21 protein-coding genes and 1 pseudogene are annotated in these 20716 nt (G+C 70.5%); 9 read left to right on the forward strand and 13 right to left on the reverse strand.

Going from position 1 to position 20716, the window contains the following annotated elements:
• The first annotated feature begins 197 nt into the window (after nt 1-197).
• The 3 genes from MCBMB27_RS15620 (at nt 198) to MCBMB27_RS15630 (ending at nt 3293) form a co-directional block, all read left to right on the forward strand.
• Nucleotides 198-2261: an NAD(+) synthase gene (locus MCBMB27_RS15620; RefSeq protein WP_091954993.1), complete on the forward strand. Its 2064-nt coding sequence runs from the start codon at nt 198-200 to the stop codon at nt 2259-2261.
• Nucleotides 2262-2377: 116 nt separating this feature from the next.
• Complete coding sequence (locus MCBMB27_RS15625; RefSeq protein WP_043351157.1) at nt 2378-2608, forward strand: hypothetical protein; 231 nt, start codon at nt 2378-2380, stop codon at nt 2606-2608.
• Nucleotides 2609-2888: 280 nt separating this feature from the next.
• On the forward strand, nt 2889-3293 hold the full coding sequence (locus tag MCBMB27_RS15630) for a PilZ domain-containing protein (RefSeq protein ID WP_075380818.1): 405 nt from the start codon (nt 2889-2891) through the stop codon (nt 3291-3293).
• Nucleotides 3294-3296: 3 nt separating this feature from the next.
• On the opposite strand, the gene MCBMB27_RS15635 is transcribed toward MCBMB27_RS15630, so the two are convergent.
• Nucleotides 3297-3734: an HIT family protein gene (locus tag MCBMB27_RS15635; RefSeq protein ID WP_043387800.1), complete on the reverse strand. Its 438-nt coding sequence runs from the start codon at nt 3732-3734 to the stop codon at nt 3297-3299.
• 193 nt (nt 3735-3927) lie between these two features.
• Between MCBMB27_RS15635 and MCBMB27_RS15640 the strand changes: the two genes are divergently transcribed.
• Together MCBMB27_RS15640 and MCBMB27_RS15645 are read left to right on the forward strand one after the other, a co-directional pair.
• Nucleotides 3928-4887 (forward strand): cation diffusion facilitator family transporter, encoded by a 960-nt coding sequence (locus tag MCBMB27_RS15640; protein WP_075380819.1) that lies wholly within the window; start codon nt 3928-3930, stop codon nt 4885-4887.
• A 547-nt stretch (nt 4888-5434) separates the two neighbouring features.
• On the forward strand, nt 5435-5695 hold the full coding sequence (locus MCBMB27_RS15645; protein ID WP_236952722.1) for a PepSY domain-containing protein: 261 nt from the start codon (nt 5435-5437) through the stop codon (nt 5693-5695).
• Between the two features lie 68 nt (nt 5696-5763).
• On the opposite strand, the pseudogene MCBMB27_RS29145 reads toward MCBMB27_RS15645, so the two are convergent.
• The 6 genes and pseudogenes from MCBMB27_RS29145 to MCBMB27_RS15670 form a co-directional block, all read right to left on the reverse strand.
• Nucleotides 5764-5865: pseudogene (locus MCBMB27_RS29145) on the reverse strand (IS1595 family transposase); the annotation flags it as partial.
• Nucleotides 5865-6719, reverse strand: a complete 855-nt coding sequence (locus tag MCBMB27_RS15650) for an SDR family oxidoreductase (RefSeq protein ID WP_075380820.1) — start codon at nt 6717-6719, stop codon at nt 5865-5867. The gene MCBMB27_RS15650 and the pseudogene MCBMB27_RS29145, both read right to left, overlap by 1 nt.
• Before the next feature lie 10 nt (nt 6720-6729).
• A complete protein-coding gene (locus MCBMB27_RS15655; protein ID WP_043351142.1) occupies nt 6730-6909 on the reverse strand; it encodes a DUF1328 domain-containing protein in 180 nt (59 codons plus the stop codon).
• Between the two features lie 112 nt (nt 6910-7021).
• A complete protein-coding gene (locus MCBMB27_RS15660; RefSeq protein ID WP_052083668.1) occupies nt 7022-8401 on the reverse strand; it encodes a chloride channel protein in 1380 nt (459 codons plus the stop codon).
• A 103-nt stretch (nt 8402-8504) separates the two neighbouring features.
• A complete protein-coding gene (locus MCBMB27_RS15665) occupies nt 8505-8792 on the reverse strand; it encodes a GCG_CRPN prefix-to-repeats domain-containing protein (RefSeq protein ID WP_043351140.1) in 288 nt (95 codons plus the stop codon).
• Nucleotides 8793-9076: 284 nt separating this feature from the next.
• Complete coding sequence (locus MCBMB27_RS15670) at nt 9077-10465, reverse strand: deoxyribodipyrimidine photo-lyase (RefSeq protein ID WP_043387797.1); 1389 nt, start codon at nt 10463-10465, stop codon at nt 9077-9079.
• 541 nt (nt 10466-11006) lie between these two features.
• On the opposite strand from MCBMB27_RS15670, the gene MCBMB27_RS15675 reads away from it, so the two are divergent.
• A complete protein-coding gene (locus tag MCBMB27_RS15675; protein WP_075380821.1) occupies nt 11007-12119 on the forward strand; it encodes an NHL repeat-containing protein in 1113 nt (370 codons plus the stop codon).
• A gap of 114 nt (nt 12120-12233) precedes the next feature.
• On the opposite strand, the gene MCBMB27_RS15680 is transcribed toward MCBMB27_RS15675, so the two are convergent.
• Both MCBMB27_RS15680 and MCBMB27_RS15685 read right to left on the reverse strand, forming a co-directional pair.
• Nucleotides 12234-13646 (reverse strand): phosphatase PAP2 family protein, encoded by a 1413-nt coding sequence (locus MCBMB27_RS15680; protein ID WP_075380822.1) that lies wholly within the window; start codon nt 13644-13646, stop codon nt 12234-12236.
• Between the two features lie 138 nt (nt 13647-13784).
• The gene (locus MCBMB27_RS15685; RefSeq protein WP_236952723.1) at nt 13785-14918 is read right to left on the reverse strand and encodes a TRAP transporter substrate-binding protein; all 1134 of its coding nucleotides are present in this window, start codon (nt 14916-14918) and stop codon (nt 13785-13787) included.
• 147 nt (nt 14919-15065) lie between these two features.
• Between MCBMB27_RS15685 and MCBMB27_RS15690 the strand changes: the two genes are divergently transcribed.
• Nucleotides 15066-15635, forward strand: coding sequence for a tyrosine phosphatase family protein (locus tag MCBMB27_RS15690; protein WP_043759068.1), 570 nt, complete (start codon nt 15066-15068; stop codon nt 15633-15635).
• 12 nt (nt 15636-15647) lie between these two features.
• Here MCBMB27_RS15690 and MCBMB27_RS15695 read toward each other — a convergent pair whose 3' ends face one another.
• The 4 genes from MCBMB27_RS15695 to MCBMB27_RS15710 all read right to left on the reverse strand — a co-directional run bounded on the left by MCBMB27_RS15695 (nt 15648) and on the right by MCBMB27_RS15710 (nt 19086).
• Nucleotides 15648-16784 (reverse strand): branched-chain amino acid ABC transporter substrate-binding protein, encoded by a 1137-nt coding sequence (locus MCBMB27_RS15695; protein ID WP_075380823.1) that lies wholly within the window; start codon nt 16782-16784, stop codon nt 15648-15650.
• Between the two features lie 150 nt (nt 16785-16934).
• On the reverse strand, nt 16935-18104 hold the full coding sequence (locus MCBMB27_RS15700) for a polysaccharide biosynthesis/export family protein (RefSeq protein ID WP_075381991.1): 1170 nt from the start codon (nt 18102-18104) through the stop codon (nt 16935-16937).
• Between the two features lie 261 nt (nt 18105-18365).
• Entirely contained in the window at nt 18366-18614 is a 249-nt protein-coding gene (locus MCBMB27_RS15705) for a hypothetical protein (protein ID WP_043388175.1), read from the reverse strand.
• A gap of 187 nt (nt 18615-18801) precedes the next feature.
• A complete protein-coding gene (locus tag MCBMB27_RS15710) occupies nt 18802-19086 on the reverse strand; it encodes a DUF3072 domain-containing protein (protein WP_043388174.1) in 285 nt (94 codons plus the stop codon).
• Nucleotides 19087-19261: 175 nt separating this feature from the next.
• On the opposite strand from MCBMB27_RS15710, the gene MCBMB27_RS15715 reads away from it, so the two are divergent.
• Nucleotides 19262-19834, forward strand: coding sequence for a gluconokinase (locus MCBMB27_RS15715; RefSeq protein ID WP_051044788.1), 573 nt, complete (start codon nt 19262-19264; stop codon nt 19832-19834).
• A 4-nt stretch (nt 19835-19838) separates the two neighbouring features.
• Entirely contained in the window at nt 19839-20660 is an 822-nt protein-coding gene (locus tag MCBMB27_RS15720; protein ID WP_075380824.1) for a Cof-type HAD-IIB family hydrolase, read from the forward strand.
• The last annotated feature ends 56 nt before the right edge of the window (nt 20661-20716 follow it).

Genomic DNA, 20716 nt, shown 5'->3' on the forward strand with positions numbered 1-20716 from the left:
CGGCGGCTGTTCCTGAGTTAGGCCATTCGTCGTTAATGGAGGCTTGCCACGGGCCGCGCTGCGGAAACCATGCCGGGAACAGAGCGGTTCGTGCGCCGTGCAGCCAACCCGCCGCGGGCGCCGACCGCGTCCGATCGCCCGTGCCGGGCCGCATGCCATATGATACCCGCAGCCATTCCTCATCCGGACAGGTGCCCGTGTCTCCAGCCACCTCCGAATCGCCGGCGCGCTTCCGCTCCCTCTACCGCCACGGCTTCGCCCGGGTTGCGGCCTGCACAGGCCGGAGCCACCCGGCCGAGCCCGAGCGCAACGCCGACGCGATCCTCGACCTCGCCCGGAGGTGCCACGATTCGGGGGCCGCGCTGGCGGTCTTCACCGAACTCGGCCTCTCGGCCTACGCGATCGAGGACCTGCTGCTCCAGCAGACCCTGCTGGACGCGGTCGAGGCCGCCGCCGCCCGGGTGATCGCCGAATCGGCCAATCTCCGGCCGCTGCTGCTGGTCGGCGCGCCGCTCCGCTGGCGCCACCGCGTCTACAATACCGCGCTCGCCATCCAGGGCGGCCGCCTGCTCGGCGTCGTGCCGAAGACCTTCCTGCCGAACTACCGGGAGTTCTACGAGAAGCGCCACTTCGCCTCCGGCGCCGGGATCACCGGCGAGGCCATCCGGGTCGCCGGCCACGAGGCGCCGTTCGGCACCGACCTGCTGTTCCCGGCCGAGGACCTGCCGGGCCTCGTGGTCGGGGTGGAGATCTGCGAGGATCTGTGGGTTCCGGAGCCCCCGGGCATGCGCGCGGCCCTCGCCGGCGCCACGGTGCTGGCCAACCTCTCGGGCAGCCCGATCACCGTCGGCCGGGCCGAGTCGCGGGCGCTCCTCTCGCGGGCGGCCGCGATGCGCGGCGCCTGCGCGTATGTCTATGCCGCCGCCGGCCAGGGCGAATCGACCACCGACCTGTCCTGGGACGGCCAGACCAGCATCGACGAGCTGGGCGTGCGGCTGGCCGAGGGTGAGCGCTTCCCCGCGGGCCCGGTGACGACGCTCGCCGACATCGACCTCGACCTGATCGCCCAGGAGCGCCTCCAGGCCGGCAGCTTCGACGACGACGCCCGGCGCCATACCCTGCCCTATCGCCGGGTCCCGTTCCGGCTCGACCCGCCGGAGGCCGATCTCGGGCTGATCCGGCGGATCGAGCGCTTTCCCTTCGTGCCCGCCGACCCGACGCGCCTCGCCCAGGATTGCTACGAGGCCTACAACATCCAGGTCGCCGGCCTCGCCCAGCGCCTTGAGGCCACCGGCACCCGCCGGGCCGTGATCGGCGTCTCGGGCGGCCTCGATTCGACCCACGCGCTCATCGTGATCGCCAAGGCCTTCGACCGCCTCGGTTATCCGCGCTCGGACATCCTGGCCTACACGCTGCCGGGCTTCGCCACCTCGAACGCCACCAAGACCAATGCCCACGCCCTCATGAAGGCCCTGGGCTGCACGGCCGCCGAGATCGATATCCGCCCGGCCGCCCGGCAGATGCTCGCCGACATGAACCACCCCTTCGCCAGGGGCGAGGCGGTCTACGACGTGACCTTCGAGAACGTGCAGGCGGGCCTGCGCACCGATTACCTGTTCCGGCTGGCCAACCAGGCGGGCGGCATCGTGGTCGGCACCGGCGACCTCTCGGAGCTGGCGCTCGGCTGGTGCACCTATGGCGTCGGCGACCAGATGAGCCACTACGCGGTCAATGCCGGTGTGCCGAAGACGCTGATCCAGCACCTGATCCGCTGGGTGATCGGCCACGGCGAGGTCGGGCCGGACGAGGCGCGCACCCTCCAGGCGGTCCTCGACACCGAGATCTCCCCCGAGCTGGTGCCGGTGGACCAGGATGACAGCCCGCAGAGCACGGAAGCCACGATCGGCCCCTATGCGCTGCAGGACTTCAACCTGTTCTACACGCTGCGCTACGGGTTCCGACCCTCGAAGATCGCCTTCCTGGCGCTCCACGCCTGGGGCGACAGGGACAGCGGCTTCTGGGCGCCGGACTTCCCCGAGGCCAAGCGGGTCGCCTACGACCTGCCCGAGATCCGCCGCTGGCTCGGCGTGTTCCTCACCCGCTATTTCGGCTTCAGCCAGTTCAAGCGCTCGGCGCTCCCCAACGGGCCGAAGGTCTCGGCCGGCGGCTCCCTCTCGCCCCGGGGCGACTGGCGCGCGCCCTCCGACGGGTCGGCGCGCATCTGGATCGCGGAGTTGAACCGAAACGTCCCCGAAACTTGACCGACACAAACTCGACCGATTGTGCCATTATGAGCACGGTCAAGCCGATTCTTCGCAATGCAAAATACCGTATTGGGAAAATTTGGCTTTGAGGGCGGCCAGGCGGAGGACTTCGGATGCGAAGCTACAACCTGTTCCAGCTCAAGAGCGTCGAGGGTCTCTGCTGCGCGGTGCCTGAGGCGAGCACGGTCCCGCCTTTCATCGGCGCCGGCCGCTGGACCTTCGGCGGCAAGCTCTGCGACGGCAGCCGGCAACCCCTCGATTTCGACGACCGAGCCGCCGACACCGCCGTGCGCTTCAACGGATTCTACCTGTTCCAGACGGTGGACCGGCGCTTCATCGCGTGAGCGGGGGCATCGGGAAGGACTGAGCGCGCCCATGCGGCGCGCGGGCCGAGCCGCCCGCCGGCGTTCCGCAACGCAGCACGAAGAACGCCGTCCGCCCGGCGGCGCCAGCCGCGCCGGTTGGAAACCGGATCGCCCCGCGCGCCGAGCCGGGACCCGGCGATGGGACCCCCGTCGGCAGGGATCCCGCCGCGCGGCGGGCCCCGACTCTGCGATCGCAACGAAGATTCCTTAAGGGCTGGCGTGCAGGACTGGCGGCATCGTCAGCTTCGGAGCCGGCCGCATGTCGGAGCATCGCAGAGAGGCGCGCCAGAGGGTCTTCCTCAAGGGTCGCATCGTCTTCAACAACGGCTCGTCGAGCTTCGATTGCCTCGTGCGCGACATGTCCTCCGCCGGTGCGCGGCTCGTCATGAGCGACGCCACCACGCTCCCGGAGGCCTTCGATCTCTACATCCCACAGAAGGATCGGACCTACCGGGCCATCCTGCGCTGGCGCCGGGAGGACGGCATCGGCGTGACCTTCGAGCAGCCGGCCAGCGCCGCGCCCGCGTCGCCCGTTGCGGCCGGGACGGACGCCTCCGTGACCCTGCTGCTGAAGCGCGTCAGCGAACTCGAAACCGAGAACGCCGCCCTGCGCCGCCTGCTCGCCAGCATGGCCCAGTCGGCCGATCCGGCGAGCGCGGCCTGATCCTCAGCCCTGCCCCTCCAGGGCCGCGCGGATGCGTGCGGCATGCTCGGCCAGGACCGCGTTGTCGGCCATCCCGCCCTCGTGGCGCTTGAGCGGCACGCCCTCACGCCGCGGGATGATGTGGACGTGCAGGTGAAAGACGGTCTGGCCGCCGGCCGGCTCGTTGAACTGGAAGAGGGTCAGCCCCTCGGCCTGGAACGCCGCCTTCACGGCGCGGGCGACCTTCTGGACGCGCGCCATCAGGACGCCGAGCGACTCCGGATCGGCATCGAGCAGGCCCCGCGCCGGCGCCTTCGGGATCACCAGGGTGTGGCCTTCCCCCTGGGGCATCACGTCCATGAAGGCCAGCGTATGGTCGTCCTCGTAGACGCGGTGGCAGGGGATCTCGCCCCGCAGGATCTTGGCGAAGATGTTGTCGGGATCGTAGGGGGCGTCGGCCATGCTGCCTCCGGGTCTCCGTGAGCGGTCGTCGAGCGGTTGCAGGTTGCACGGGCCACCCACCCGCGTCCACACGGGAACAAGCGGCCTGCCGCAACGCTTGCCTCGCCGCGGCCGCAGCGCCGTGCCGGGCTCCGTCGGTCCGGCTTCCAACGAGGCGCGCAGGTCGGCACGCGGCGCGCGCAAGGAGTTCCGGATGGCGCACGAGAGCACGGGGGCGATCTACGCGGCCGCGGGGGCCAATCTCGCCATCGCGGCGGCGAAGTTCGTGGGCGGTGCGCTGACCGGCTCGACGGCGATGCTCGCCGAGGGCGTGCACTCGGTGGTCGACACGGCCAATCAGGTGCTGCTGCTCGTCGGCATGAAGCGGGCCGGGCGCCCGGCCGATGCCCGCCACCCGTTCGGCTACGGGCGCGAGATCTACTTCTACGCCTTCGTGGTGGCGCTGATGATCTTCCTCGGCGGCGGCCTCTTCGCGATCTACGAGGGGATCGAGCGGATCCGCCATCCCGAGCCGGACGTCGATGCCGAGCTGTTCGGCTATCGGCTGCCGGGCCTCTGGGTGAATGTCGGGATCCTCGGCTTCGCCATCGCGGCGGAGGGCACCTCCTTCGTCGTGGCGATGCGCCAGTTCTGGGCCGAGAAGGGCCAGCATTCGGCCGTGCGGGCGATCCGGCGCAGCAAGGATCCGACCCTGTTCACGGTGCTCGCCGAGGACACCGCCGCCCTGATCGGCCTCGTCATCGCGCTCGCGGGCGTGGCCCTGTCGCATATCCTGGAGATGCCGAGCCTCGATGGCTGGGCGTCGGTGGGCATCGGCCTCGTGCTCGTCGGCATGGCGGTGTTCCTCATGGTCGAGACCCACGGCCTTCTGATCGGCGAGGCGGCCGATCCCGAGATCGTCGCGGCGATCACGGAGCTGGCCCGGGCCGAGCCGGGCGTGCTCCACATCAACGAGGTGCTGACCCAGCACCTCGGCCCCTCCGACATCCTGGTCAATCTCAGCATCGACATGGCCGACGACCTCAGCGCCGGGGATGTCGAGAGCCTCGTCACCCGCCTCGACCGGGCGCTGAAGGCGCGCAGCCCCGACGTGACCCGGGTGTTCATCGAGATCCAGCACCACGGCGACCACACGGTGCGGCGGGCGGCCTGAACGGGACTCGCTGGGCCCCCGGCCCGCAGGTCTCGCATCTGAAGCGGCGAAGCCGGATCGCGGCGTCGATCCCGCGTCCTCACGCGGGGACGCATCAGACGGCGGCCGGTCGAGCATCCGGGCGAGGAGGGTCGGCCCCTCGCCGGGACGGCCATGAGAACGTGCGGTGCCCCCGATCTCGTGGCGGAGATCGCCGCGCTTGCGACCACCCACGTCATCGCCCGCGGGGCGCTGCGTCCCTTGTGCCCTCTCGGGCGAGGGTCAGGGTCGCCCGGCTCGTCCCGATGACGGCCTGTTCCACGCCTGCACGGCTGCCCCCTTCGAGGGACGCGGCGTCTGCGAGACAGACCTGAGTTCGGCCATCTCCTGCATCGCGACGAGAGCGGCGTCGCGACATTGGCTCAGTCTTTCGGAACGGCAATTCTATCGTTCGGCCGTCCGCCAGGGCCGGTGACTGAAGCGGCCGGCAGAAAATGACGATGCGATACCCCCCGGATGACTGGGGCGCCCTAGATCATTCTCCGCGTGACCTCATGAGATACAGACAATGATCAAGCGAACGATGCTCGCACTCGTCCTTGCCCTCGGCGCAAGCGCGCCCGTCACCGCCATGGCCGATCAGCCGGGGCCGGACTGGATGCCGGTGGAACAGGTCAAAGCCAAGCTTCTATCGTCGGGCTACACGTCGATCACGAAAATCGAGGCCGACGATGGGCATTGGGACGGCGAAGGGATCAAAAACGGACAGAAAATGAAGTTCGAGCTTGATCCCAAGACGGGGGAAATCCTCGGCGAGGCCCCCCATTAGGGAGGCCGAGGGCGGACCATGCGTTGCGGGTGTGCCGCCGGATCGTCGGTCGTTCGTGCTTCGACCTGACGTGTTTTCGGCTTGCCGGGCTCAACGCCGATGAAGGTCTCGTCCGCCTCCACGAGACCAGTGCTGCCAGCCGGCGCGTCCATCGGGACGGGCGCGCCGTTCAGTCGCTCCGGCCGACCTGACGGAGGCTGAGCGCCCAGAGCCGTTCCTGCACGGCCTCGTCGCGGCTCTCGGCCGAGGAGACCTTCGGCTGCCCGTGCGAGAAGTAACGGCCGGTGACGCCATCGAGGTCAGGGGCGCTGGCCACGCGGAGGGAGGTCCGTGCGCCCTTCTCGGGCGTGATCAGGAACGGCCGCATCAGGGCCCAGGCCGCGCCGAACAGGCCGCCGGTGTTCTTGGCGAAGCCGGTATTGACCACCCCCGGATGGACGGCGTTCACCGTGATGCCGCTGTCGCGCAGCCGGCGGGCCAGGGCGTAGGTGAACAGCACGTTGCCGAGCTTGGCCTGGGCATACGCCCCCATCGCCCGGTAGCGCCGGGCGCCCTCGATGTCGTCGAAGTCGATATGCCCCCGGTAATGGGCCGCCGAGGCGACGTTGACGATCCGCGGCCTTCCGCCGGCCGCCACCGCTTGCCTCAGGGGATCGAGGAGTTCCAGGGTCAGGAGCACGTAGCCCAGATGGTCGAGCGCCCAGGTGCGCTCGATGCCGTCGGCGGTCAGCGTGCGCCGGTCGAAGATCGCGCCGGCATTGTTCACCAGCACGTCGAGGCGCGGATAGGCCACCCGCAGAGTCTCGGCGAGCCGGCGGATCTCGGCCTGCGCGGACAGGTCCGCGCAGTGCGGCTCCACGGCGGAGCCGGGCACCGCGGCGCGCATCCGGTCGGCGCAGGCCTGCAGCTTCCCGGCGTCCCGGCCGACGATCGCGACCCGCGCGCCGAGGCGCGCGAGCCCCAGGGCCGTCTCGTAGCCGATGCCGCCGGTCGCCCCGGTGACGAGGCAGACCGTGCCGCGCACGGCGCCGGCCTCAGAAGACCGCCTGACCGACCGCGAAGGCGATGACCACGATCACGATGGCGATGACCAGGAACAGCCCGAACAGGATGCGGGCCAGCGAGCCGGCTCCCGAGGCGATGCCGGTGAAGCCGAGACCGCCGGCGATCAGCGAGATCACGAAGCAGATGAGGGCCCATTTCAGAAGGGTCATGACGTCACTCCGGCTGCGGCCCGGCGCGGGGCCTGTCGCTTCTGCCTCAACCGACGCCAAGCGAGACCGTTCCGCGGATTCCGGCCCGCGCCGCTTATAGTCTTACGTGAGGTCAACCGGTCTTCGCCACGGGCTGCGCCGGCACGTCGGCGCGCTCCAGCATGATCTCCGCCAGGGTGTGGTAGAGCCCGCCCCGGCAGACCGCCTTGGAGGCGGCGTCGGCCAGGAGGGCCGCGACCATCAGCGGGATCACCATCGCGTGGTTCTGGGTCATCTCGGTGACGATGACGAAGCTGGTGATCGGCGCCTGCAGCACGCCGGTCAGGTAGGCCACCATCCCGATCAGCACCACGGCGCCCACGGGCATGTCCGGCAGGAGGCCGTGGACCGTGCCGCCGAGGCCGGCGCCGACCGCCAGGGACGGCGCGAACAGGCCGCCGGGGATGCCGCTGATCGAGCTCAGCACGGTGGCGCCGAATTTCAGGGGCGCGTAGGTCCAGCCGGCCGCCGCATCCCCGTGGAGGATGGCCCGGGCCTCCTCGTAGCCGGTCCCGTAGGCCGCGCCCCCGGAGGCGAGGCCGCAGAGGGCGACGCACAGCCCGCAGACCGCGGCGAACACGACGGGCCGCCGCCGGATCAGCCGCCCGGCCGCCCCGGGCAGGCCGCGGGCGAACAGGATCACGACGCGGCTGAACAGCCCGCCCGCGAGGCCGCCGACCACGGCGACGAGCGGCACGATCCAGGCCGCCGCCAGCGGCAGGGCGGCATCGGTCGTCCCGAAATAGGTGTAATTGCCCAGAAGCCCGAGGGAGGTCAGGCCCGCCGCGACGATCCCGGCGACGATCAGGCCCGAGGAGCGCGCCTCATAGGCGCGACCCAGTTCCTCGATGCCGAACACGATGCCGGCCAGCGGCGTGTTGAAGGCCGCCGCGACGCCGGCCGCGCCGCCCGCGAGCAGCAGCCCGGGCAGGCGCTCGGGCGTCAGGCGCCCGAAGGCCGCCATGATCGCCGCGCCCACCTGCACGGTGGGCCCCTCGCGGCCCGCCGAGGCGCCGCAGAGCAGGCCCAGGAACAGGACCAGCACCTTGCCCACCGCCACCCGCGGCGAGATCAGGGAGAAGCGGAAGCGCGCGTCCCGGGCATGCCGGGCGGCGATCACCTGCGGGATGCCCGACCCTTGCGAATTCGGGAAGACCGTGCGGGCCAGGAGCGCCGCGAGGGCGAAGCCCGCCGGCGTCAGCACCAGGGCGATCAGCGGCGAGGGCGCGGTGAGGCGCCGGAACCCGTCCTGCGCGAGGTCGGCGCCCTTGGCCATCAGCACGGCGGCGAGGCCCACGCCGATGCCGCCGACCAGGAAGAGCAGGCGCCCGCGCCAGAGGGGAAAGGCCTCCATCGAGGCCGACCGCAGGCGCATGATCGAGCGGCGGTAGCGCGAGCGTTGCGGCGGCGGGGCATCCCGGGTGTCCCCAACGTCGTCCCGCATCTCGACCATGAAAGAGCACCTCGTCCGCGCAGCCGGAGCGGACGCTATAGCGCAACGGTCGAGGAAAGACCCGTTTCAAGGGGGGCCGGCACGCGCGTGCCGGCCCCACCGCTCACCAGCGGTAATGCCACGCGGCTCGGCGCCACCCCCCATGATGGTGCCAGCCCCAGGGGCGGTGCCAGCCCACCCGGCGCCAAGCCCAGGGACGGTGCCAGCCGTAGACCACCGGCCGGGCGTAGTAGACCGGGCGGTAGGCGTAGGGACGCCAGTTCGGCTTGCACCAGCCGGACCAGCCCCGGTGGAAGCCCGGGCCGCAGCCCTGGGCGGCGTCCGCCGTGCCGACCGTGGCGGTCAAGGTTCCGAGCGCGAGGAGTGCTGCGCCTGCAAGCTTCATTCGCATCGTCGTCCTCCTTTCAGTCGCAAGCTATAGCGATGATCCGGCCTCGGTCGGACCGAGATGTCACCGGATGTTGTCCGGCCGTTTGCGAAGAGCCGGAAGTGCGCTCGAAACACCCGGAGCCGGGACAGCGTTTCTTCACAAACCTGTGTGCTGCAGAGACCCGGGATCCGGCCGGAGAAAGCGTTGCAATACGGTGGGAGACCGCACGGACCGGGCGCGCCGTCGCGCGATGATTGCGACGATGCTCCTGCGCCCGGAAAGCGCGGGACGGGCGGCGCGCCCCCTCACCCCTCGGCCGCGCAGAGCGTCTCCACGGCCCGCACATAGGCCTTGGCGTCGAACTTCTTGAGCGAGTTCTCGCTCTGATACCGCACGGTGCCGAAGATCTTGCGCTTCTGCCAGGGCCGGTCGTGCAGGCCGTACACCCAGGCGACGTTGGTGAAGGAGTTCGGATCGCGCCCGTCGAGGAAGTAGCGGTTGTTCAGCCGCAGCGTCCGGGCGAAGCCTTCCTTCGGCGACGGGGACCATTCGAGGATCTTCTTGCCCCAGTACATCCGCAGCTGATTGTGCATGTAGCCGGTCTCGCGCATCTCGCGCATCGCGGCGTTCCAGTAGCGGTCGTGGGTCTCGCCGGCGGCGAGCTGCTTCTCCGAGTAGGCGTGCGGGCGCGCGTCCGTCGCGTGCTCGGCCAGCGTCTTGCGCGCCCAGTCCGGCACGGCCTTGTCGTAGTCGTCGTACCCCTCCGTGTAGAAGACGTGGTTCATGGCGAGCTCGCGCCGGACGATCAGCTCCTCCAGATAGGCACCGCGGTCGTCGGAATCGCCGATCCCGGCCTCCCGGACCGCCAGGGCGATCTCGACCGGCGAGATCTGCCCGAAATGCAGGTACGGGCTCATGTGCGAGGCGGCCGCCGCCTCCGGCCTGTTGCGCCCCGCGCCGTAGCCGGCAAACCCATCCTTCAGGAACGCCTTCAGGCGCTTGCGGGCCTGCGTCTCGCCGCCGGTGAACCGCTTCACCGGCCCGACCGCCCGGTCGAGGCTCATCCCGGCGAGCACCGCCTCCGGATCGGAGACGTCGACCGCGCTCTTCAGCTTCAGGCGATCGGCCTTGTGCTTCACCGTGCGGGGCTTCAGCGCCGCGATGAACGGGTCCCACAGCCGGTTCAGCTTCGGCCGCAGCGTCCGGGCGGCGTATTCGTGCTTTCCCGAGGCCGTCTCGACCGGCACGACGACGTCGCCCTCGACCTGGACGATCCGCGTCGTCACCGCCTCGGCGATCTCCCGGTACCAGCCCTTCTGGATGGCGAGATAGCCGCGGTCGAGGACGAGGAGCGCCGCGTCCGCGGCGAGGTCGATGGCGATTTGCGCGGGCGAGACCTTGCGCATGACGAAGCCGATCCCGCGCTTCTCCAGGCCCGCCTTCGCATCCGCGAGACCCTGCAGCAGGAAGGCGTAGTGCCGGGCATTGGCTTCGGGAAAGCCGCTGGCGCCGTCGAGCAGGCCGAAGCAGGCGACGACCGGCAGGCCGAGGCGGTTCGCCTCCTCGATGGCTAGTTCGAGGGCCGGGTTGAACGTTGCCCGGTTGGCCTGCTGCAACAGGTACAGGACGTAGGCGCCGTCTCCGCGGGGCTCGACATCGTTGAGGATCCGGATCCGCTCACCCTGGATCGCCATGCTGACCTGCCCCTTGCTTGGCGCGCCGCGCCGGAAACTTGGCTGGAGAAGGTAGAGCGTTCGGGCAATTCGTCCGTCCGGACGGCGCGGATGAAAAGCCGCAGTCGAACCCTCGGGCCGGGCCCGGGTTCGATCCTGCAAAATCGCGATTCATCAGCGGCTTGCGCAATGATCGATCGGATTCCGTGGACACAAAGCAGGTTTCGATCGGGCCGGCCGATCTGCGACATTTTCAACACAGGCCTGCGGCGATGCGTGCGCGGGCACACAAAGGACAGCCCTGCTGTCCTGAATGCCCTTGAATTTTCCGTCCAGGGGCGCAGATTGTGCAGCGCGGGAAGGCGATGGCGTCGCCCTCTCGCAGCCCTTCTTGGGCGTTTCCTCCCTAGACTTCGGGCCGCTCCTTCGGGAGTGGCCTTTTTTCTGTCCGGATGGTGGTCGGGCAGCCTCTGTCACCGAAGCGCGTGCGTCCCGCTGGATCCCGCCGGACCCGGCCGCCAGACTGGCGGTGAGCGCCGGGACAGGCGCCGGAGGACACGCCATGAGAATCGTCACCGCCCTGCCGGCGCTCGCCTGCCTGCTCGCCCTCGCGGGCCCTGCGACCGCGGAGCCGCCGCGGTTCCAGGTCGACCCGTCCTGGCCGAAGCCGCTGCCGAACGACTGGATCATGGGTCAGGCGGCCGGCGTCGCCGTCGACGCCCAGGATCATGTCTGGGTGGTCCAGCGGCCGCGGACGCTCACCGACGACGAGAAGGCGGCCAGCCTCGATCCGCCGCGCACGAAGTGCTGCAGGCCCGCCCCGCCGGTTCTGGAATTCGCCCAGGACGGGACGCTGCTGCGGAGCTGGGGCGGCCCCGGCACCGGCTACGACTGGCCGTCCAACGAGCACGGGATCCAGATCGACGGCCAGGGCTTCGTCTGGATCGCCGGCAACGGCGAGCAGGACGGCCAGCTCCTGAAATTCACCCCCGAGGGCAAGTTCGTCATGCAGATCGGCAAGTCCGGTCCGCAGACCGACAGCCAGGACACGACCCGCCTGGGCAAGCCCGCCAACGTCGATTTCGACATGGCGGCCAACGAGGTCTACGTCGCGGACGGCTACTTCAATCACCGCATCATCGTTTTCGACCGGGACACGGGCGCGTTCAAGCGGATGTGGGGCGCCTACGGCAAGCCGCCGACCGACGACAAGCTCGGCCCCTACGATCCGGCGGCGGCCCCGTCCCGGCAATTCGCCAACCCGGTCCATTGCGTGCGGATCGCCCGGGACGGGCTGGTCTATGTCTGCGACCGGACCAACGACCGCATCCAGGTCTTCAAAAAGGACGGGACCTTCGTGAAGGAGATCCTTGTCGAGAAGAACACCCGGGCCAACGGCTCGGTCTGGGAACTGGCCCTCTGGCCGGACGCCGACGAGACCTACCTGCTCAATGCCGACGGGGCCAACAACGAGGTGCGCACGCTCGCGCGGGATACGGGTGAGGTGGTCGGCGCCTTCGGCCGGAACGGGCGCATGGCGGGCCAGTTCCACTGGGTCCACAACCTCGCGATCGACTCGCAGGGCAACGTGTTCACCACCGAGGTCGACACGGGCAAGCGGGCGCAGAAGTTCCTGGCCCTGGGACAGTTCGTCCTGCGCAAGCGGACGCCGTAAGCGGCGGCGCCGGGATCCGCGGCGGCGCCCTCGGCCCTGTCCCGACGGCGCCGGCCGCGCCGGCGTGCCGTCGTTCCGGCCCGGGTGGAGGGAGCGGGCGCGACCGCCGGCCCCTCAGCGCGTCGCGCTGGTCCCTGCCCGTTGCGCCGCCAGCGCGGCGGCCTTGCCGGCCGCCGTATAGAGGTCGAGGCGGGCGTAGACGCCGAATTCCGAGCCGTCGTCGAGGAAGCCGCCGCCCGGTCCCTGCGTCTCGGTGAGGATGGCGTTGGCCTCGTCCAGCGTCAGCGCCGGGAAGGCCGCGGTAAGCAGGTGCCCGGCCTCCGGGGCGATCTTGGTGACATCCTCCTGCCGGCCGGCGGTCTCCGGGTGCACCACCGGCAGGCCGTAGGTCTGGGTCGCCGCGTAGAAGGCCGCGTTGGCGGCCGGGTCCTTGAAGCGGCCCGTATCCTTTGCGGCACAGGCCGCCACCGTATCGCCGCAGCCGGCCTTCAGCGCCTCGGCCATCGCCGCGCGGGCCTCGGCCAGGAGCGCCCGGTAATCGGTCACGCCCACCGTCCTGTCGGCCTCGGCGGTCGCCTGATCGAGGACGGCCGGATTCTTCCGGATCTGGCCGACATAGACCGGATCGTTGGCGAGCAGATGGGCCAGGGCGTGCAGCGAGGTCGCCCGGCCGCCCAGCACGTCCATGGCGTAATGCGCCCCGACGATGATCCGGTCGTTGCCGTACTCGGCGGCGCGGGCGACCATCTGCTGGTAGCGCTCGGGGACGAGGAGCGCGAGCACCATGGACTCGGTGTAGCCGTAGGTGGTGTGGCCGCTCGGATAGGACGGGCTGTTGACGAGATCCTGCGCGGGGCCGCGCAACCAGTCGAGGCTGTGGGACGGAGCGCCGAAGTAATCCTGGCCGCGATAGGCCCGCAGGCGCGGCAGGGTCTGGAACGGGCGCGAATTGCCGTAGCGGTCGGCGCCGGGGCTGCCGGCGGGCCGGTCATAGGCCTTGCCGAACACGTCGGTCACGGCGCCGTCCGCCAGGATCGCGGCAGCCGCGTCGGTGACCGGGGTCTTGCCGTTGGTGGTGGCGTTGGCGAAGAAGTATTTGCCGGAATTCGAATCCGATTTGGTGACGTTGTTGGTGTAGCCGATCAGGTTGGCCACCGCCGGCGCAATGCTCGTGAAGGTCTTGTAGTCGCTGTAGGTCGCCTTGGCCTGGTAGGCCTGCGCGAGGGTCGTGCCCAGACCGTCCGCGAGGCCGGCGGCGTTGCCGTCGGTGATGAAGCAGTCCCGCAGGGCGAGCTGCTGCTGCTCCGGGAACGGCAGGAGCGTCGGCTGCTTGAGGTCGCCGGTCTGGATGTCGCCGGTGACCTGCAGGTTCGCGTCGAGCGCCGCCTTGCCCGCGGGTGAGGCCTGCAACCGCGCCACCGGGACCAGCCCGCGCAGGGCCGTCAGGTTGGCGGCCGATTGTGCGACGGCCTGAAGGGGCAAGGCCGCCCCGAGCAGCGCCAATCCGACCCGCAGCGTCCCGAACATGCAGCCGTCTCCCTCGCCGAAGCCGTGCCGGACGCTAGAGCCGGCCGCCCTCGCGTTGCAATCGCGCGCGGCCCCGGCATCCCCATCTTTGACGGGGCCCCCGAGGCCGGAGCCGGATCCCCTGCGGCGGCGCGCGCTTCAGCCCCGCGCCCGGGCGCGGATCATGAAGTTGTCGTAGGTGTATTCCGCCACCTGGAACCAGAGGTACTCCTCGTTGCGGAAGGTGCGCATCGCCTCGTAGACGCGACGGAAATCGGCGTTCTTGGCGGCGATCTCGGCGTAGACGTCGTTGGCGTTCTTCAGGGCGGCTTCCATGACGTCCTGGGGGAAGGGCCTCAGCTGCGCACCCCCGGCCACCAGCCGGCGCAGGGCCTGCGGGTTGCGGGCGTCGTACTTGGCCTGCACGTCGGCGCCGACCTCGGCGGCGGCGGCCCGGAGGATCGCCTGGTAGGATTTCGGCAGCGCCTTCCACGCCTCGGCGTTGAACCAGAAGTGCAGCATGGCGCCGCCCTCCCAGAAGCCGGGATAGTGGTAGATCGGCGCGACCTTCTGCAGGCCGAGCCGCTCGTCGTCGTAGGGGCCGATCCACTCGGCGGCGTCGAGCTTCTTGCTCTCCAGCGCCGCGTAGATCTCGGGTCCCGGCACCGCCTGCGGCTGGACGCCGAACTTGGTCAGCACCTGGCCGCCCATGCCGCTGATCCGGAACTTGAGGCCCTGGAGGTCCGCGAGACTCTTGATCTCCCGGCGGAACCAGCCGCCCATCTGCGCGCCGGTATTGCCGCCCGGCAGGCAGACCAGCCCGGCCTTGGCGAAGATCTCGCCGAACAGCTCGGCCGCGCCCCCGGCCAGCCACCACGCGGCGGCGCCCCGGGCGTTCAGGCCGAACGGCACCGCGGTGGCCAGCGCGAAGGTCGGATCCTTGGCCATGCCGAGGGTCGCGGGCCCATGGCCCATCTCAACGGTGCCGGCGGCCACGGCGTCGAGCAGCCCGTCGGCCGGCACCGGCTCGCCGGGGCCCTGAACCTGGATCTGGAAGCGCCCGTCGGTGGCCTCGGCGACGATCCGGCTGAGCGCCTCGGGGGCGCCGTACAGGATGTCGAGCGTCTTGGCGTAGGCGGAGGACAGGCGCCAGCGCAATTCCGGGGCACTCTGGGCCCGGGCCGGGGCGGCGAGCGGCCCGGTGAGCGCCGCGGCCGCGCCGAGGCCGGCGGTCAGCACGCTCCGGCGCCGGGTCCCGGCCGAGGGGGATCGCGCGAGGTGAGGTTCGTCCAACGGCATCTCGTCCGAGCAGGTCCGGTCCGACCGGGGCCGGATCGGAGGTCGCAGGTAGCACGTCCGTGCCGGTACTCGAAAGCCGCGGGCGCCGGGGCGGTTCCGTCGCGCCTCGAAACCGGCCTCCGCCCGTGCTAGGCGCCGGGGATGCGAACCGAGCCCGCCGTCACCCTGCACACCGTCTGCGGCCTTGAGGAGCTGGCCGGCCACGGCGCCCGCGGCGTCAGCCACGTCCTGTCGCTGCTCGATCCCGGAACGCCGGAGCCCGAGGCCTTCACCGCCTACGGCGCCCATGCCCGCACGACCCTCCGGTTCCACGATTGCCTCGCCCCGGGCGAAGGCCTCACCCCGCCGGAGCCCGAGCATGTCGGGGCGATCCTCGATTTCGGGCGGCACCTCGACGGCGCCGGCCATCTCCTGGTCCATTGCCATTACGGCCTGTCGCGCTCCACCGCGGCGCTGCTGATGTTGTTCGCGCAGGCCGAGCCCGCCACCCCCGCCGCCGCTCTGGTCGAGCGTCTCCACGCCCTGCGCGAGCCCGCTTGGCCGAATGCGCGCATGATCAGCTTCGCCGACACGATGCTGAATCGGGAGGGACAGCTCAGCGCGGCGGTGCGGCGGCTGCACGCTCTGCAACTGCAGGTCCGCCCGCATCTCGCCGAGCTGCTGCGCGGTCTCGGCCGCGGCGCCGAGGTCGAGGCCGCGCAGGCGCTGTGAGCGGCGGGGCGCTCACTTCCCGGCCGGCGTGAAGCTCCCGTCCTTCCAGACATAGAGCACATAGCCCTGCGCGGTGACGTCGCCCTTGGCGTCGAAGCCGACCGTGCCGAGCACGAGATCGAACCGCTCCGTATGCAACGCCTGCGCGATGGGGCGCGCCTCGGTTGAATGGGCGAAGTTGCCGGCCGCAACCAGGGCCTGCATCGCCGCATACCCGTAGATCGTCGAGCCGGTGGGATCGACGCCCTCGGCCTTGAAGGCCTTCACGACGGCCGCGGCGGCGGGCTGCCGGCTCGGGTCGAGGTAGAAGGTCATCAGCACGCCGTTGCTCGCCGATCCGGCGGTCTTGGCGAAATCCGGCGTGGCGATGGCCGAGGTGCCGAACCATTGCGGCCGGTAGCCCCGGTCCGCGGCGATCTTCACCAAGCGGCCCATCTCGGCGGCGTCGCCGCCATAATAGACGACCTCGATCCCCGCGCCCTTGAGGCGGTCGGCCAGGGCGGAATCGTCGGCGTCGCTGGGCGAGAACGACAGGAACAGCGCCTCGTTCACGCCGATGCGGTTGAGATTGTCCTTCGTGGCGGCGGCGAGGCTGCGGGCGGCGGGCGTCTGGTCCTGGATGAGAGCGATCTTCCGGTCGCGGAACCGCTCGGCCAGAACGGCGGCGGACAGGCGGGCCTGATCGTCGTCGCGCCCGCACACCCGGAAGATCGTCGGCAGCCCCCTGTCGGTGAGCCGCGCCGCCACCGAGGCCGCGGAGATCATCACCACGCCGTTCTGGGCGTAGATGTCGGAGGCGGCGATCGAGGCGTTGGAGCAGACATGGCCGACCACGAGCCGGACGTTGCCGCGCACGAAATGGTTGGCCACCGCCGTGGCGGTGTTGGAATCGCAGGCATCGTCCTGCACGTCGAGGGTGACGGGCTGGCCGTCGAGTCCCCCCATGGCGTTGGCGTCCCGGGCCGCAGCCTCGACCCCCCGCAGCACCTGCTCGCCGACCGCCACGTAGGGCCCCGACCGCGGGACGGCCACGCCGATCACCACGTCGGCCGCCGCAGGAGTGGCCGGCAGGAACGCGAGACACAGGCTCAAGGCGATCAGTGCGCGCCGGAGCGGCCCGTGGGCGGGGACGAAACGTCCGATCTTCATCGGGCTCTTCTGGGCATCCTTGCGCGGCGGGTCAGCGCGACGGCGGATGCGGCTCCGTAGCCCCGATCCCGCCCCGCACCCTGTGCCCATACGCGAGGACGCGGAGAAACGCGATTTTTTTCCGCCGCTGTCCCGTATGCGGACCGCCTCCTACTTGGCGTAGGAGTAGGCCAAGGCGGCGGAGGAGACTGGTCCGGTGACGCCGCTGAAGGCGGTGAGCACCTTCTGGACCTCGGTGAACGGCGCGTTCGACACGTAGATCAGATCGCGGTTGCGCATGCGGAACGCCTGGGAGACGAACAGGCTGTTGGGATCGCGCATGTCGATCCGGTAGACCACCGGCACCAGCGGCGTGCCGAGCAGCCGCGAGCTGGGGCTGAGGCGCCGCACGACGCTGGCCGGCTCGAACCGGAAGATGAACGTCCCGGCCGGGTCGGCGGCGAAGTCCGACAGGCCGCGCGCCTTCGCCAGCGCCTGGGCCAGGGTGATGCCGTCGGCCTGGAACGGCAGCTCGGTGCTGTTGCCCAGCGCGCCCACCGCGATGAAGGTCTGCGGGTCGCGCACCAGGGTGAGCACGTCGTTGGGCCGCAGGTAGATGTTCTCCTTGGGGTTCGACACCACCGTGGTCAGCGGCACGGTCGCGGTCACCGGGCCGCGCGAGAGCCGCACGAAGGTCTCGTTGACCGGCGCGCGGTTGCCGCCGGCGGCGGCGATGACGTCGAGGATGCGGTCGCCGTGGCCCGAGAGCGGCAGGCGGGCGCCGGCGGCGCCCTCGCCGGTGACGGTCACCGCCTGGCTGATCGGCCGGGTGACCGAGACCAGCACCTGCGGCTGGATGGCCTTGCCGGCGAGTTCGTTCTCGATGAGCGCCTGGACGTCCTGGGTGCGGCGGCCGGCGACCTTGATGCGGCCGGCGTAGGGCACCGAGATAGCGCCGTCGCGCCCGACGGGCTGCTCGGGGATGAGGGCGGACTTGGAGCCCGCCGAGAAGCGGTCGGCCACCAGCGGCCCGGAGAACAGGCCGCCCGACCCGGCTTCCCAGATCGAGACCGAGACCATGTCGCCGACGCCGATCACCGGCTCCGAGGAGGGACGGTGGTCGCCGAAGGAGGCGAGCAGGCTGTCCAGCGGCCGGCCGCGCAGGGCCTCGACCACCGAGGGCGTGACGTCGATGATCTCGTAGCGGGCGAGCAGGCCGCCGTCGGCGGTGGCCACCTCCGCCCCCGCCTGGATCGCGCTCGCCGTCGGACCCGCCGCAGGCAGGTACGTGCAGCCCGACATCGCCGTGACGGCGAGCAGGACAAGGGGAAGTTTGCGCATCCAGATGTTGCCCATCGGTATTGCCGAGCCCGTGCCTAGCCCATGGCGGCCCAGGTGTCCGTAGCGGGTGAGCCACACTCCGGCCGGCACGGCCAAGACTGCGAAGTCATCCTCGTTAAGCACAGCTTTTTCGGGGCATAGAGACGACGAATGCCGGGCGTTCGCCCGCGGTCGCAATATCGAGATACAAATCGGGACGTCATCAGCGGCCGCACATTGGCCGCTCCAGCCCAATGGCCAAAAATCCCGCGACCGATCGGCTCAATTTCCCTGCGTGACCGCCGCGGTGATGTCGCCGTAGACGACGCTGACGCGGGACACGTAGTACCGGATGCTGCCGACGGCGACGAGGAAGATCATGCCGCCGAGCAGGGCGTATTCCATTGCCGTGGATCCGTGGACGTCGCGGGCGAACCGTACGGCCTCGGCACGAATCCGATCCGTCAAGCCGAACGCCGTCGGAATCCGCACCGCACGCCGTCCTGCTTCGCCGCCGCCCGGCTCATCCATGGTCGAACGTGCCTTCTCAGTCCCGCTGCCCGCGCGGCCTCACGCGCTGCATGGGGCATAACCTCTCGCCATTGCCGCCGGCTTAACGAGGTGTTCGAAACAGGCCACCTTGTCCATTCCGGCCGGGATACGCCGCCCGGACGTAGACGGCGGCGGGCGCGCCCGGGGGAAACGCGCCCGGCTTGGCTCAGGCGTGGCCAGCCTTATGGCGAAGGTCGTCGATCCGCTTCGAGGCTTCGGCCTTGTCGAGGTCAGGATCGAACGCCGCCGGCTCCTTGGCCTCTTCCGAGAGCGTCTTCAGATAGGAAGCCTGCGCGCCGGTCATCGGCTCGCCGCCAGTCGTCCACTGATCCGGGTCCTTGATCTGGTTCGACACGTCCTTCGGGTCGGTCTTGGGGTTCTCCGTAGCGTCCTGATTTGATCCGGTACCCCGGCCGGCCTTCGGTGTTGCCTTCGCGGTTGTGCTAGCCATGCGACTCATGTTCCCTAAATGTTCGGCGTCTGCGGGGTGAACGCGCCCGGCCGCGCCGCGGTTCCTGCGGGCGCCGCGGCCCGTTTGCATCCCAGGCGATCTTCCCTTCTGGAAACCCGCTCCTATTGATGTGAGGGGCAGCGCCCCGACGCGCCTCGGAGCCAGGGTGGTCCGGATGACGTCCCAATCGGAGCCGGCGCCGGATGCCGGAACGGCCGCCGCCGGTCAGGTGCTCGTTGTCATGGGCGTCTCGGGTTCCGGGAAGAGCACCGTGGCGGCGCTGATCGCCGAGACGCTTGGCTGGATCTTCGTGGACGGCGACAGCTTTCACACGCCGGAGCACGTGGCGAAGATGCATGCGGGCCTCGCCCTCGACGATGCGGATCGCGCGCCCTGGCTGGCCCGGATTGCGACTTGGATCCAGCAGCGCCTCGACGCTGGCGAGTCGGGCGTGGTGGCCTGTTCGGCCCTCCGCCGCGCGTACCGGGACGTTCTCACCCGCGGGAGCCAGCGGGTTCGCCTCGTCTATCTGGACGGCGACCGGACCCTGATCGCGCAGCGCCTCGCCGAGCGGCAGGGCCATTTCATGCCGCCGCGTCTCTTGGACAGCCAGTTTGCGGCCCTGGAGATTCCGGGGGCCGATGAACACCCGATCACGGTCGGCATCCGCGAATCGCCCGAGGCCATTGCCGACCGGGTGGTCGCGGAACTCGCGGCCGAAATGCGCCGGGATACGGTTGGGAAGTGAGCGGATGATTGCAGGATCCGGCAAGGCTTCGGGCATCGCCCTGGTGATCTCGGACGTCGATGGAACCCTGGTGACCGGCGACAAGCGCCTGACCGAGGCGACGGTCACGGCCGTCCGGCGGCTGAGAGCGGCCGGCATCGGCTTCAGCATCGCCTCGGCCCGGCCGCCGATCGGGCTGCGGAACCTGGTCGCCGAACTCGAGCTCGACCTGCCGATGGGGGCGTTCAACGGCGCGAGCGTCGTGCGGCCGGACCTCTCGACCATCGAGGAACGGACCATCCCCGAGGCGGCGGCCCGGTCGGCCCTCGACCGGCTGTTGGCCGAGGGACTGGACGTCTGGGTTTTCGCCGAAGGGGCGTGGTGGCTGCGCGACCCGGAGGGTCCCTATACCGACCTCGAACGCCGCACGATCGGCGCGGAGCCCCGCGTCGTCGCCGATCTCGGCCCACTCATGGGGAGCGCAGCCAAGATCGTCGGCGTCAGCCGCGACCACGCCCATCTGGCAGCCTGCGAAGCCCGGATCGGGGCGGCCCTGGCCGGTCAAGCCACCATCCACCGTTCGCAGAAATACTACCTCGACGTGACGCCACCCCATCTCGACAAGGGGCGATTCGTCACCTGGATGAGCGCGCATCTCGCCATCCCGCCGGAGCGGATCGCCACCTTCGGCGACGCCGGCAACGACCGTCCGATGTTCGCGCAAAGCGGATTCTCCGTGGCGATGGGCAATGCCGAAGCGGCGGTGAAGGCGGCTGCGCGCGCGGTCACCGACAGCAACGACGCGGACGGCTTCGCCCATGGGGTCGAGCGCTTCCTCCTTCCCTGACCGCCCGGCCGCCGCCCCGGGCATCCCTTTGGATCGCCGCGCCGCCGCGTGACGCG

The organism is Methylobacterium phyllosphaerae (assembly GCF_001936175.1).
GTDB classification, from domain to species: Bacteria; Pseudomonadota; Alphaproteobacteria; order Rhizobiales; family Beijerinckiaceae; genus Methylobacterium; species Methylobacterium fujisawaense.

Excerpts from the sequence above, each read along its gene's own strand:
- MCBMB27_RS15625 (WP_043351157.1), top strand. The coding sequence starts at position 2,378 with ATGCGAAGCTACAACCTGTTCCAGCTCAAGAGCGTCGAGGGTCTCTGC.
- MCBMB27_RS15630 (WP_075380818.1), top strand. The coding sequence starts at position 2,889 with ATGTCGGAGCATCGCAGAGAGGCGCGCCAGAGGGTCTTCCTCAAGGGT.
- MCBMB27_RS15635 (WP_043387800.1), bottom strand. The coding sequence starts at position 3,734 with ATGGCCGACGCCCCCTACGATCCCGACAACATCTTCGCCAAGATCCTG.
- MCBMB27_RS15640 (WP_075380819.1), top strand. The coding sequence starts at position 3,928 with ATGGCGCACGAGAGCACGGGGGCGATCTACGCGGCCGCGGGGGCCAAT.
- MCBMB27_RS15645 (WP_236952722.1), top strand. The coding sequence starts at position 5,435 with ATGATCAAGCGAACGATGCTCGCACTCGTCCTTGCCCTCGGCGCAAGC.
- MCBMB27_RS15655 (WP_043351142.1), bottom strand. The coding sequence starts at position 6,909 with ATGACCCTTCTGAAATGGGCCCTCATCTGCTTCGTGATCTCGCTGATC.
- MCBMB27_RS15660 (WP_052083668.1), bottom strand. The coding sequence starts at position 8,401 with ATGGTCGAGATGCGGGACGACGTTGGGGACACCCGGGATGCCCCGCCG.
- MCBMB27_RS15665 (WP_043351140.1), bottom strand. The coding sequence starts at position 8,792 with ATGCGAATGAAGCTTGCAGGCGCAGCACTCCTCGCGCTCGGAACCTTG.
- MCBMB27_RS15670 (WP_043387797.1), bottom strand. The coding sequence starts at position 10,465 with ATGGCGATCCAGGGTGAGCGGATCCGGATCCTCAACGATGTCGAGCCC.
- MCBMB27_RS15675 (WP_075380821.1), top strand. The coding sequence starts at position 11,007 with ATGAGAATCGTCACCGCCCTGCCGGCGCTCGCCTGCCTGCTCGCCCTC.
- MCBMB27_RS15680 (WP_075380822.1), bottom strand. The coding sequence starts at position 13,646 with ATGTTCGGGACGCTGCGGGTCGGATTGGCGCTGCTCGGGGCGGCCTTG.
- MCBMB27_RS15690 (WP_043759068.1), top strand. The coding sequence starts at position 15,066 with ATGCGAACCGAGCCCGCCGTCACCCTGCACACCGTCTGCGGCCTTGAG.
- MCBMB27_RS15695 (WP_075380823.1), bottom strand. The coding sequence starts at position 16,784 with ATGAAGATCGGACGTTTCGTCCCCGCCCACGGGCCGCTCCGGCGCGCA.
- MCBMB27_RS15700 (WP_075381991.1), bottom strand. The coding sequence starts at position 18,104 with ATGCGCAAACTTCCCCTTGTCCTGCTCGCCGTCACGGCGATGTCGGGC.
- MCBMB27_RS15705 (WP_043388175.1), bottom strand. The coding sequence starts at position 18,614 with ATGGATGAGCCGGGCGGCGGCGAAGCAGGACGGCGTGCGGTGCGGATT.
- MCBMB27_RS15710 (WP_043388174.1), bottom strand. The coding sequence starts at position 19,086 with ATGGCTAGCACAACCGCGAAGGCAACACCGAAGGCCGGCCGGGGTACC.
- MCBMB27_RS15715 (WP_051044788.1), top strand. The coding sequence starts at position 19,262 with ATGACGTCCCAATCGGAGCCGGCGCCGGATGCCGGAACGGCCGCCGCC.
- MCBMB27_RS15720 (WP_075380824.1), top strand. The coding sequence starts at position 19,839 with ATGATTGCAGGATCCGGCAAGGCTTCGGGCATCGCCCTGGTGATCTCG.